The organism is Helicobacter cholecystus (assembly GCF_003364215.1).
Lineage (GTDB): Bacteria > Campylobacterota > Campylobacteria > Campylobacterales > Helicobacteraceae > Helicobacter_G > Helicobacter_G cholecystus.
This window is the reverse complement of record NZ_NXLU01000003.1, coordinates 91,018-105,457: the sequence shown is the minus strand read 5'-3', so window position 1 is coordinate 105,457 and position 14,440 is coordinate 91,018. Positions and strand designations below refer to the sequence as shown.

Below are 14,440 nucleotides of genomic sequence, written 5' to 3'. Positions count from 1 at the left end.
AAGAGAAAATTATTGATTTCTGAATGTTTTTTGAATAGTTGATTTATCTCTATAAGCTTTTCTTGTGTTGATAAAGTAGTTATCCTCATTCCCACGTATCTTTGGTTTGGAAGCATTATTGTTGCGAATATCTTCTTGAGTAAAGTCTGTAATGACAGGAATGTTTCTTGGATCATAGGGTTCTTGTGGTGGAGGGGGAGTGATCAAAGAAGGGACAATGAGCTTTCTTGTATTCTTATATCCAAATGCAAATCTTGCACCAGCATTAATGGAGTAGGTTGTATTGGTTTTGCCAAAAAAGCTTGTGCCCGCTTGAAAATAGATTCTTGCATTATCGGTAAAAAGTATATCAAAGCCTCCTTGAATACTCATTTTAAAAGCACCCTTATGACTATAATCTACAGTATTGTTGCCATCATCAAGATGCACATCTCCCCCATTAGTGGTTTCATACAAGAGTGAGGTTCCAATATAAAAGTCAGATTTAATTCCTTGATTTAGACTGTATCCTGCACTTAGCCCAGTTCGTAAAATTACAGGAGCAATTCCTGAGGTAGAGGAAGCAATAGTGGTTTGAGTAAAATCAATAAAATCTACCTCATTTCCAAACATATAACCAGCTATAACCTGTGCCTCTGGATGGAGAAAGAAGTAATTTTTGCTTTCAGAGAGTTTGAATTTTTTGCCAATTTCAACATTAAACATTAACTTGTGATTGAGATATTGTGGAGTATTTTGGGCAAGACTGTAGTAGGAGATTTCATAATTTGCCATAGAAAGAATATACTTAATCACAAGATCAACATAAAAATCATTCCGTGCAATAAAGGTATTATAAAAATTAAATCCTATGCTATGGACATTTCCTTTATAATCCTCTCCTTGAGGGTTAAGAAGATTATAGCTTAGAGCAAAACCAAAAAAATCCTGCCCTTTAAGATCAAGTATATTTTGATCATATCCCACCCAAGCAGAGTAGAAATGATCCTCTATCCCAATGGCTACATCGCTTTCTGGAGTTTGCATATTTCCCATGGTGTAGCGTCCCCATAACCCATGTACGCGATTAATATCTCTCAACTCTCCCATTCTTTGACGTAAAGTCTCAGTTTGGATTGCAAAGCTTCGATATTGGCTTTGAAGAATAGAAGAGATTACCTTGGTCCCATAGTTGGCTCCAGCATTTTGAGTTTTGCCCAAGATCCAATCAAATCCACCATTTGCTACAGGAACTTTTGTCAAACTGGTTTTATAAGTTTGAGTTCCTACAATTGTGCTTCCACCCTCAAAATTTGCCGTGGTTTGATTATCATCAACATGAGCTACAACAATATAGCGATTTGCAATATCTTCAGTGAATGTTGCAGGATTGTAATAAACCTGCATAATATGACTTCCTGAGGCTTTTTGCGTGGTGATTTTATCGCTAGCTTCAGCACCGATATCAGTATAAACACGAAAAACACCATTAATTCCATCAAGAGTGCTCATGGCAATTGTTCTCTCTGCAGTCTGTCCAGTTTGGGGAGCTCCAGTATTTGCTTTAATCATTGCCATTCCAATTCTTGAAATTCCTCCCACATTTCTTGTTGTATCCACAAGTGAAATGGGAGAGGTATAAGTATCAGCAAGCATTAAGCCCTCATTGCCAATATTTGCCGAAGAATTGGTGATAACAAATTCTTTGATTGCAGAATCACCTGTAGCAATCCATCTGCCTCCAAAGGCTCCAGCACTATCAAGTGTCATCAATCCTACGGTAGGCTGAGCTTGATTGATCATTCCTTCCATAATTCCACCATTAAGAACAATTTCAAGTGTGCTTGTGGGGGCAGGATTGATATCAATTTTTAAATTTGCATTCTCTGAAGAGTTAATCAATCCTTTTGCTTGACCATCAAGCTTAATCTCACCTTTAAGAATAGCTTGTGATTGTCCTATAAGGGAAAGATTTCCATTATCTGAAATGGTTGTTTGAGTGATTTGAGAATCTGATTGATTGCTTGTGATGACATTAATGACATTATTGCCCCCAGTGCTTAGAGAATCAATGACTCCTTTGGAATGAGAGAGATTGAGATTGAAAATCCCACTAATAAGATCCATTCCTTTGGTTGAGTTGACTGTGGAATCTTGAGAATTAACAACCATATTTCCACTGATTGAGAGTTTATTATTATCAAATATTGAACCATTATTAAAATTAAGTTCTATCTCAGATGCATTGGCTTGAGGATTATTAAAAGTGTGAGTGATATCTCCTTTAAGTGTTGAGGCATTGGCATTGAGTTTAAAGCTAGAATTATTAGTAAGAGCAAAATCACCCTCAATTAAGGATTGATTGCTCATATTAATTTGCACATTGCTACTCGCAATTGTCATATCTCCTGTAATGCTTGAGCGATCTAGTGTGATAGAGAGGGGATCAAGTTTTCCAGCAGTAATGGATCCAATCATATTGGAGTTTTTGATGTATTCTAAATTAAGTGTTCCACCAGATTGATTAATATTTCCTTTGAGTGTGGATTGATCAAGGAATATATTTGTGTGAGGAGTTGTCTGAGTAGGAGTTGTAACAGTAATATCGCCCTCCATAACTGATTGACCAAAAGCCTTGATTGTGGCTGTGGTATCTGTGAGGGAAATTGCTCCATTTTGCTTAGAGGCATCTTTTAAAATGATGAGGTTGTCTCCTCCCTTGATAATCTCTAATGCCCCCAATTTTGAGTTTTGCAAGGTAAGATGGGATTTTAATCCATCATTGAGTGTAGTTTTGCCTTGTATATCAGATTGATTCGCAAAGATAAGATTTAAGCTTCCGCTCTCTTGCTTAAACTCTCCTTGTATTGTAAGCCCTGAAATAGAAGTGGGTGAGGGATGATGTCCTGCTTGGTTAAAATTATCTCCCCCAGTGTAGAGGGTTGTGTTTGTTGAGATGAGGTTTCCTGTGATGAGATTATTATCCCCAAAGCCTCCTAGGGCAACAATGGTATTTTCAAATCTTAGATCTCCATCAATTTTGCTTCCCTCATTAATGCTTAATCCTAGAGTAGGGTTTCTTCCCTGTCCATCCATTTGGCTCATTGTAAAGCCAGTACCAATGGTTGAGTTTTGTAGGGTTAAAAGGGTGTATCCACGAGTGATATCGATTCCTCCCTTAACTTCAGAATCAACAATATGTAAATGAGTTTGTGCATCAATAAGTTTAATTTGCCCCCCAATAGTTGTTCCTGCAATCTCTCCATTAAGATTCCCATCTTTGACTTCAAGATCTCCCCCAATTTCGTTTCCTGCGCCACCAAAGTCAAGGTTGAGATCATTGTCAGGATCATTACTGATGATGCTTCCTGTGATTTTTGATTGATTTTTCACCCCAAGGGTTACTTTTGAATCTTTAAGGATAAAATTCCCCTCCAATATGGTCTTATGATCAAGTGTAAAGGTATTGTCAGGATTTTTGCTGTTAGAAATAGTAGTTGTTTTAAGGTTTGATTCATCATCAAAAGTAATTTTACTTAAAGTGGCATCATTAATTTTTGTCTCTTGCTTAAAATCTGCTTTTCTAAAAATAATATTTGTAGTCCCCCCATTTTGAGTAAATTGTCCTTCAAGTATCAAACCTCCTAAATTTCCGCTGAGAGTCCCGCCATTTTGTGTGAAATTACCCTTAAGGGTTTCAATTTGATCAATTGATCTGCCATTACCAAGCGTTGTTTGCACATTATTGAGTGTCACATCTTGATGAACAATTGCATTTCCACCCAAAATCCACTCTAAAAATCCATTATTTTGAGTGTAAGAGCCTTGAAGTTCTGATCCTTGTCGCAGTTCAAAGGCTACAATTGTATTGTTATTCTCAATATTGCCCTTAATTCTTGCCTGATTTAAAATAGTGAGTGTTTGCACTCCATTATTTTGTCTGATATCCCCTATGAGGGTAGAGTTTCGTAAATCCAAAGATGTAGTTGCTGTGTTTTGGGAGATGAGATCTCCCGTGAGTGTTGATTGACCTGTGCCTTTGATATAGGCATTCCCTCCAGTAAAGGTAAAATTCCCATTTTCAACACTGTGATCAAAGTCAAGCCAAATGGAATGATTATTGGATGTGACTCCGTCATTAAGAGTTGAGTTATTTGCAAAAGATAAAACAGTGGCATAGTTTGAAGATTGTCCCGTATTGCCCTGAATATTTCCTCCATCTCTTACAGCAACTCCACCATTTAGAGTTGAGTTATTAAATTGTAATGAAACTTGTCCCCTATTGGTTTGATCAAATCCTCCATTAATTGTTGAGCCATCAGAGATTATGCCACTAAGCTCACCAACAACCTGACTGATAAAAAGTCCCCCATTTGTGATTTGGGTGTTGCTAAAATTAATTTGGGGAATAGAATTGCCCTCAGCTACACCTGTGAGAAGCATTCCTTGTGAAATTGTTGAATTTCTTGCAATGATAAATTGAAGTGTTCCGCCATTTTGAGTAATTTTCTCTCCAATACTTGTGTCGCTCATATTGATCTGTAAACTACCGCCTACCTGAGTCACACTTCCATTGATTTTAGAATCTGTTGAATGCAGAGTTGTAATTCCTCCAGAATTTGAGAGGCTACCTGTAAGCATACTCTCAGAGAGGAGAAGATTAAGTGTGGCAGCATTTGATCCTGTAACAGAGCCATTGATATTAGAATTTGTGGAGTCAATTGTTAGAGCACCTGTAGTTTGTGATGCGCTCTGCATAGAGGAGTTCTCAATGAGGTTAATGGTGGTTCTTCCACCATTTCCTGTGTAACCCTCCATTATAGAACCCCCTGTATGGGTATTTATATCCCCCTTGAGATTGATGGTTGTATTTCCATTTGTAGTAGTAATGGATTTTAAATTTGTAGCATAGAAGTGAATTAGAGTAGTTGCATCGCTTAAGGTAGTGTTTCCATTAAATTGTGAGTGGTGAAAGGCAATATCTGAAGTTCCGCCTGATTGCACATAACTTCCACCAAGATTTATCCCCTTAAGTATTCCCCCTAAGTCTCCTCCTTGGATTGTGATATTTCCTGTAATATTTGAAGAAAGGGTATTGACATTTTGATTTTGATTTGCCCATAAACGCACTTGTTGGACATTTTTATTAGCACTAATTCCTCCATCAAGAGTTCCCTCAATTGTTGCCTCTAGTCTTCCTCCAGTTTGCGAAACATTTCCACTTAATGTTCCTCCATGATTGATTTGAAGACTTGTTGTGCCATCATTGCTCATTAATCCATCAAGCACTCCACCATTAGCAATTGTTGCAGAAAGAGTGGTATTCACTCCATTAAATACTCCATGAGCTCCCCCATTTTTACCAGTATTAAGGGTGAGGGTTGCATTGCTCTTAACATCAAACTTGATGATGTTTGTTATACGATTAGGATTTAAAAGTTCTAAATCAAGCGAAAGATTTCCATTATTGACATTAAAATTTGCACTTGCTCCATTTGTAAGCCAAAACATTTTCATATCTTTAATTGCACTATTTCCCGTGCTATTAACCGTAAGATCGCCATTTCCTGTAAGCTCAACACCATTAACTTGTTGGGCATTAATGTTTTTGGTTTCAGTTCCTGTAATACTCCAATCTACTCCATACCCCATTCCCCCAACCAGTAAGGCAGATAAAGTGATAGCAGGAGACAAGCGCATTAGAATTCCACCTCGCTGGTCATATCACGAATAGATTTTCTTGAAGGAGTATAGGGAAGATTTCCATAATTAGATTGTGGTAGAGGATTCCCAAAAATTTGACTTTCTATTTTTCTAGGTTTTCCTGCATAGTTTTGATCAATATCCTTTGTAGTAAATTTTTTCACAACAGGTATAGTTCGTTTATCATCATTAATCACTACGGGTGGTTCATAGGGATTATAAACCATAGGGACGTTCATTACGCGATTATTGGGACGTCCAAAGATCATTCTAAGTCCAAAGTTTGCATTATATACAATATTATAATTTCCAAAAAAGCTTGTATCAATGCTTGCATAGACTTTGAAAAAATCACTGAATGTAAAATCACTCCGTGCACTTAAGAGCATCCTAAAATCACTTCCTTGCTTAAAATCAAGTTGTGTAGAGCTATCTTTAAAATGTAAATCTCCACCACTATTGACATCATAAGCAAAAGAGCTTCCAAATTTAATATGAGATTTGATTTTTTCTCCAAAAACCTGTCCCCAGAATACCCCTGCACGGAGAGTAATGGGGAAGTTTCTAGCCATTGTCCCATAAATGATTTCACCGCTAACATCCACCATTTGAAGTGAGACCTCATCAATATAGCCACTTGTAACTTGAAATTGCGGTTGAATATATCCACTTTTAAATTTTTCTCCATAATAGAAGCTATAACCCATTTCTCCATTTAAAAGAAATTTATGATTTGTTGTTTTTGGCCTATTTTTCGCAAGGGCATAGTTGGTGATTTCAAAGGAATTAGAACTATAAATATACTTCATTAAGAAATCTGCATAAAATCCACTAAATGCCCTAAATGTGTCATACAATCCAATGCCAATATTATAGCCTGAACTACTAAAATCTTTACCTTCAGAATTAATTCCTGTGTAGTTAAAAAATATTCCTGCAAAGTTATGTACAGTGAGACCAACAGAATTAAAATCCATTCCACTCCAAATAGAGTAATAATCATCTTTTGCGCTCACACTAAAGTCATTAGCTCCTTTTTTACCTTCACCCACATAAGCTCTCATCCATAACCCTAAATCTCGTTTGATGTATCTAAGATCCCCCATACGACGATCTAAGCTATCCACTTCCACCATAAAATTGCGATATTGGCTTTGAAGAAGAGTGGCAATAATTTTAGAGCTATAACTCATCCCTGCTGGAGTAGCTTGTCCAATAATCCATTCAAATCCACCCCCTTGAGCATTTTCTTTGATGATTTCTGTATCATAGCGAGTGAGACCAATTTCACTTTGAGTTCCTTTAAAACTTACAGAGGTGTTGGGATCGATAACTTTAGCAACTACAATGCGTTTACCCCCAATATCTTGAAATGTTTGTGCGCGGTATTGCACTTGGATGATATGCTCACCACTTGCTCTAGAAGCAAGAATATTATCTGCCAAGTCCGCACCTAAATCAGCATATACCCTAAAAAGTCCATAATTACCTTTAATTTCATCAACTTGAAGAGATCGAACATAGGTGCTCCCATTTGGAGCGGGAAGAATAGGTTGGCCTGGTTGGGGAATGGGTTTTTTAATCATACTTTTATCCACTCTTGAAGTGGTTTGTGTATCATCAAATTCTAAAGTAAAATCCACATAACTCATTGGATTTTTAAATGCTGAGACAAAGAGGGCATTGGTATAAAGCACATCTTCATGATTGTTTAAGGTTAAAGAGTGGATTTGTGTATCATCGCTAAGGGCTAGTCTTCCACCCAAATCCCCAATTGTTTTAAGCTCAATATTTCCCTTATCAAATCCACCTTGTCCATTGCCAATTTGTGTGATTGAACCTTGAAGCATCCCACCATAGAGTTTGACATCTAAGGTGCTTGCATTATTGTCAATATGAGTATTGACATTGAGGTTTCCATTAGTAAGGGCAGTGTAAGTGGCTGTTGTTGTTTGATTAAATTGAAGATCTGTTATGCTTAGCCGTGCATTATTTTGGGCTAAGAGATCTAGACTTTTTCCGCTGATCTTAAGTTGATTGATTGAAGCTAGACTCTGGTTAGCCTTGATTGTAAGTTCTGTATTTTTAGCCTCAAACTCAGTAATTGTTCCACCATTGGCAGAATTGGTATAAATGAGGTCAAATTTGCCATTTATGACCTGAATAAGTGGGGAATGAAGAGTAGAAGAATCTAGCGAAGCAGTGATGCTAATGTTTTCAAAAGCCATTTTTCCATTAAAGATGGAATTTGATTTTAGAGTAATGTCTGCACTCTTTAAAGGAGGTGTGGCATTGGTATTGGTATCAGTAATGTCAGCATTAAAGATTGAGCCATTTTGTGCATCAATGGAGAGGGTGCCATCTGTCAAGGTGATTGTGGAGGGATTGTCTACATCCCCAACAGAAGAAATATTATTTAAAGAGAAACTTAGGGTCGCATTTTGGGCAGTAATAGTGCTAGAGAGATTTGAACCAGTATCAAGATTAATATTTGTGATCGCAGTGGGGTTGCCCTTGATATTGAAAGCAGGAGAGGTGAAAGTTGAGTTATCAACCCCTGTGAGTGTCATCGTGCCATTATTTTGTGTAATATCACCGTTAAATATAGAGTTTGAGAGTGTTGCTTGTGTGATAGAGTTGTCTGCATCGAGTTTTCCATCGATAGTGGAGTGATTGCTTGCAGCGATTAAAGCTGTTGTATCTGCAAGGATGGTGTCACCCACAATAAAGGAAGCATCATTAAAAGAGAGTTGATTATCTGTTCCATTTTTTATTGAAATATTTGCCTTAATTCCTGATTGATTCTCAAATTTAATATTTGATGAGGTTGCTGTGTCAATGCTGACTAAAGAATTAAATTGAGATTGATTTCTAAAGATAATGTCTGAAGTTCCATTTTGTTGGGTGAAAGTTCCTTGAAGTGTAAGACCACTTACATCTCCTGTAAGCTTTGTTTGAAGGGAGTCAAACTTACCCCCAATCTTATTCCCAGTACCACTTCCTGTAAAATGTGCGACTGTGTTATTAAATGTTAAGTTTTGAATAATTTGTGAGCCATTGGAGAGATCAAGATTGATATTTCCCTGTGTTTGTGAAAGATTTCCCGTAAGGGAGGAAGCATCAAATTTAATTGTATTGTCTCCCTGCATTGCTATAAGATTGCCATTAATCTCACTTCCATTTATAAAAGAAACATTTGAGGTTGTTTGAGTCAGTGTGAAGTCTCCCCCAAATTTTGTATTCTCTGCTACTCCAGTAACTCCCCCAGTATCAATAGTGCTTGTGCCTGTTATTTCAGAGTTAAGAGTGTCAAAATGAAGAAATGAATCATTAGAAGCATTGATATTTCCATCAATTTTAGAATCTTGCATTTTAAGGATCGCACTTGCTTGGTTTTGTAATGTGAGATTCCCTGTCATTGTGCTTTGATTAAGGAGCTTAAGAGTATTGTTACTTCCTCCAGTAATTGTATAGTTTTTAAGAGTAGAGTTTTCAAAAGAGAGAGAGGAGTTTATTGCATTTGTAATCGTTGTATCACTCTTAAAGGCTGAATGGGTAAAAATGACATCAGAAGTTCCACCATTTTGAGTGTATGTTCCAGTTAGGGTCAAACCATTCATATTGCCTTTAAGACTCCCATTTTCTTGAGAGAAATTTCCTTGAATCTCATTATTTGTCCCACTTCCTAAAAGGGTAGTGTCCACCTGTTTAAGAACTACATTTCCTCCTATTTTCCCCCCATTAGAAAGCTCTAATCTTAAAGTTCCCCTTTCTTGGGTGAGATGACCTGTCACAGAGGCATTATCAATAATGATTGTGCTTGTGGTATTGGTATTTGTGATATTTCCTTGAAATGTAGAATTTTGTTTAATGGTGATTTCTTGGGTTTTGTTGGTTTGGGTTAAATCACCAATAAATTTTGAATTTGTATCTAATGTAAGTTGGAGATCAGCATCAGTGATTTGCATTTGAGCACTTGTAATTGTGGATTTATTTTGAGCGGTAAGATCAAGACTTCCTTGATTGATAGTGATATTGCCATCAATTGTTGAGCGATCCACGAGAATGCTTGAGGTGTTGTTTGTGGCTTGAATTCCTTGATTAATTTGAGATTGATTGTAGAGGGTAAAGCTTGTCACTCCCCCAGAGAGGGTGAGTCCTGCATGATTTGCATCTCCATTAATGCTGGATTGATTATTGAGTGAGCCTATAACCTTTCCTCCATTTTGTTTAAATCCCTCAGTAATTTTGGATTGGGAGAGAAGGGAGAGAGCGATATTGCTGTTATTGACCTCAAAGCCTTGATTGACTTGTGATTGTTGAGAAAAGATTAGGGATGAACCATCAGCCACAGAATTTAACCCTACTCCTTTTTTGATGAAGGATTGTGTGAAATTAACATTGCTGCTTCCTCCATTTTGCTCATATTTTCCTTTAATTTCTGATTGTTCAGCATTAAAGGTGAGATTTCCTCCAGTTTGTAAAACATCTCCATTGATTGTAGAATCTTGCATAGAGATAGAAGTATTTCCATTAGTATTGCTCACATTGCCAGTGACACTAGATTGATTCCCTAGGATAAGAGAGAGGGTGGCGTTATTTCCCGTGAGTGAGCTAAGGGTTGAGTTTGCTGTTGCACTCACAGAGAGACTTCCATTATTTTGAGTAAAATTCTTACCCTCTGATGAAGTAAGCATCACTGTATGGACTCCAGAAGTTCCACTAAAATTCCCCATCTTGCTTTCTGAGAGATTAAGTGTGCTCACTCCTCTAATTGCAGAGACATGATTAATCTCTGATTTTGTAAAAATTAAACTTGCACTGAGGGTATCTTCAAATTTAATTGAATCTTGACCGGTGAATTTGCTATCTGAAAAAGTCATTGTAGATCTTCCACCCATCTGAGAAAAAGTTCCTGTGAGTGTGGTAGAGGTTGAATTTCCAAGAGAGGTAGAATGAATTAATTCAATATTTTTAATGGTTGAGTTATCTGCATAAAGACCAAAGTTTGCATTGGTTATGCCAATTTTATTATTCTGTGTTCCCTGTGTTCCAGCTGATGAGTTTGTCAGATAAAGCTCCATTGAACCTGTATTTTGAAGAATATCTTCTCTAACCCCTGATCCAACAATTCTAATTATATTTTGACTGTTGTTACTTCCTGTAATGGATCCTTTAATCTGAGAATATGTAAGCAGATCAAGACTTCCACCACTTTGAGAAACATCAGTCATTTCAGTATTGGAGAGACTGACATTATTGTTTGAGTTAATTCCCTCAAAGTTTTGCACATTGCTCATTGAGACAATTTCAGCATTAAGACTTCCACCTTGCTGTTTGATGTGTTGTGATCCAAAGTCTCCATTTGCCATTTTAAGGGTATTTTGGGAGTTAATGCCCAAAAAACCATAAGATTGATTAGGAGTGGTGGCTATAAAATTTGTGCCTTTTGAGAGAAAGTCAAGAGAACCCGTATTTTGCACAATGCCATCTTTAAGACTCCCATTGGTCATTGTCACTTTGTTTGCAGAATTTTGGCTTCCCTGAAATCCTCCAGTTACAAGTGTTGCTTCAAGGGTTGCATCAAGAGATCCCTGAATTTGCTTAATCCCACCATCAATTTTGCTATTTGTCACATTTAGAGTATTGGCTTGGTCATTATTACCTTGAAAACCTTGTTTAATCCAAGAATCTGAAATGATTGCTTTCATTCCTTGAGGGTCAAAACTTCCTCCCTGATGAAGATATCCATCAACTTCACTTCCTGTAATTTTGATATCCACCTTATCATAGCCTTGGATATTCCCTGTTATTTTGCTATTTGTAATTGTGGCATTGCTCTCTCCATTAATTGGCCCCACACCATCAAGAGTCAGGTTACCATCAAGAAGTGCATTGCTTAGAGTGACTTTATTTTCTCTACCTGCTGCTTGGATATTTCCAACAATAAAAGTTTGGGGATTAAAAGTGATATTTGTTGTGCCATCTTTAACCACAATATTTCCCTGCATATTTGCTGTGTTATTGAAGGTGATACTAGATTGTGATGTTGCCCCATTTTGCTCAAAATTTCCACTCCATTTGGCTTGGTCTTGGAATGTAATGCTTGAAGTTCCTCCTGTCTGTGTGCCATTTCCATTAAATTGAGAGTTGTTCTTAAATGTTGCATTAAAATTTCCTCCACTTTGAGAGAGTGAACCTGTGAGATTTGCATTTTGATTAGCTAAAAGAGTTGTATTCCCTCCAGTAGTTTCAACTTTGCCATTAGTCATTTTAGAGTCATCTGTAAATTTAATATCAGAAGTTCCATTCTTTGTAGTGATTGCCCCACCATTGTTTTGGGCTTGATTTTTAAAGATGATATTTACTGCTGCACCATTAATATTGAATTGTTCATTATTGGTTTGTGAGTTATCTGTGAAAGTAAGATCAATATCTGCAGAAAGGTTTGAAGTTCCATTTTCAATCTTAGAGTTATTGTTAAAGCTTGCCGTAGTTTTTCCTGCACCTGTTTGGGTATCAATACCCCCTACAAGAGTTGCATTATCTTTTAGGGTGTAGGTTGTATTTTGTGCTTGTGCATCAGTAATGAGTTGCCCTGTGATTTTAGAATCATTGTTTGCAGTCAGAGCATTGGTATTTCCAGCAAAAGTGGTATTCCCTATAATTTGAGCAGAGGAGATGAGAGTGAGGGTATTTTGATTACTCTTTAAGATTGAATTACCTGAGATTTTGGCTTGATCTTTAATATTGATAATGGAGTTTCCATTTCCACTAGTTTGTATCCCTTGTTGAATGTGTGAGTGATTTTCAAAATCTGCATTAAAATCTCCATTGCTATGGACAATCCCTTGTGCAATAGAGGTGGAATTTTTTGTTTGTAGGGTTGTTTGTCCACTTGTGGTGAGTGTGCCAGTGATTCCCCCATCATTAAAATCAATTGTATTGTTACCACCATTTCCTGCCTTAAGATCAGCATTTCCATTAATGGTGAGTTTTCCTGTGACATTAAGGTTGTTATTTGTGTTTCCTCCATTGCTTCCTTGCATACTCAAACCAGTAAGTGTATTATTTGTTCCGGAGGCATTGAGCGTATTTTGAGGTCCTTGAAAATTAAAGTTTCCCCCTTTTGCAGTGTCACTCATACTCACTTTTGCTGAGGTTTGGGATTTGAGTGTTGAACTTCCATTGAGCGCAGCAGTTTTTGAGATCGTGATATCAAGGGTTGTTGTTTGTGTATCTGTATTTACACCATTTTGCACAATAGCCTGTTCATCAACTGTGAGTTTTAAATCATTGGCACTGTGTTGCATTGTATTAATATTTGTGTTTCCCAAGAGTTTGAAATCAGTTTTTCCTGAGGTTTTGAGTATTCCATTCACTCCTCCTTTTTGGAAAACAAACTTATTTTCTCCCCCGTTTGCAGTAATAGTCGCATCACCTGTGATTGTGAGTTTTGCTCCATTATTAGCATTACCAGAATAATGAGCAGTATTATTTTTTCCTATCATGGTGAGTGTTTGGACAGTGAGGGTTTCTTGGTCTGTGAAAATGGAATTATTATTCCCATTCATTGTAAGCGTTGAGATTGTAGATCCACTGCCTTTATCAACCTTAATTGTACTCTCTGTAGCACTTGTTGTTAAAGAGTTGATTTGAGAGCTTTGCAGAGTTGCACTAAATTTTGTTCCAGTTATTGTGCTTGTGCCATTAATCCTAGAGCTATCAAGGTTAAGATTTGTTGTTCCACTTGATTGAAGTCCACCATTAATGACTGAATTTTGTTTAAGTTCTAGAGTATTTGTAGTGGCGCTAGATTTGACAGATTGGCTAATAGAGCCATTTTGCATGGTGAGTTTAAGCTCTGTGCCTTGAGCGTTAAGAGTTCCATCGAGTTTTCCATTATTTTTAATATTAATAGTGCTTGTGCCACTATTTGTAACATTTCCACTATAGGTGGAATTATCAATCTCTAGGGTAAGATGACTATTATTTGTGCCATTGAATGCACCGCTGATTTTATCTCCACCATCAAGCTTAATGTTGGTATTTCCTCCATTTGCACTGATTGCTCCTGTGATATCAATGTTTTTCCCCCCAGCTTGATTAATGTTAAGGGTTGAGTTATTTGTAGTCATAGCATTTGAGGCATTGCCTGAAATCTTGACATCACCATTAAAGGTGAGGTTTCCACCTGTGGCATTAAAGAGGGTAAATCCTCCTCCTGCAATATTGCTATTGATGTTAAGATTTGCATTGGCTGTCAATGTGGTTGAGTTCAATCTAAAAGCTTCAGTGACCCCTATAGCATTTTGTTGTTTTGTGATATTAAAGTTAATTGTTGCGCCTGCTGAGCCAAAAGAGATATTGCCACTCCCAAAATTTCCCACCATTGGACCATTAATAACACCTTGTTTAAGAAGAGTCGCAGTAATATTGGCTGTAAGAGTTCCATTTGCAAGATTAATGCTTTGATTTAAAAGAGTAGGAGTAGAGGTGGAGGCGTTATAGCTGATATTGACATTATCCCCATCATTAAAATTTCCACCATTCCAATCAGTATAACTTTGCCCCTCACATAAAATCCCACAAGCAACAATACTAAGAGCGATAGTGCTACTAAATCTCAATGTCAACTCTCATATATTTTTTTTAATAAATTATATCTTTTTTCTTTGAATAAAAGTTTTTTCAAACGGTATTCTATATCATAGAAAAAAATTAATAAAACTTTTATATTACCTCCTTAATATAACTC

The 14,440-nt window shown here is 36.9% G+C and carries 2 protein-coding genes; both read right to left on the bottom strand.

Features of this window, described 5'->3' with window-relative positions; all coding sequences use genetic code 11:
• Nucleotides 1-9 precede the first annotated feature (9 nt).
• Nucleotides 10-5,679 (bottom strand): autotransporter outer membrane beta-barrel domain-containing protein, encoded by a 5,670-nt coding sequence (locus tag CQA62_RS03865; protein WP_104725122.1) that lies wholly within the window; start codon nucleotides 5,677-5,679, stop codon nucleotides 10-12.
• Nucleotides 5,679-14,312 carry a hypothetical protein gene (locus tag CQA62_RS03860; RefSeq protein WP_104725121.1) on the bottom strand — a complete coding sequence of 2,878 codons (8,634 nt, stop codon included), beginning with the start codon at nucleotides 14,310-14,312 and terminating at the stop codon, nucleotides 5,679-5,681. Before CQA62_RS03860 ends, CQA62_RS03865 begins: the two co-directional genes overlap by 1 nt.
• Nucleotides 14,313-14,440 lie beyond the last annotated feature (128 nt).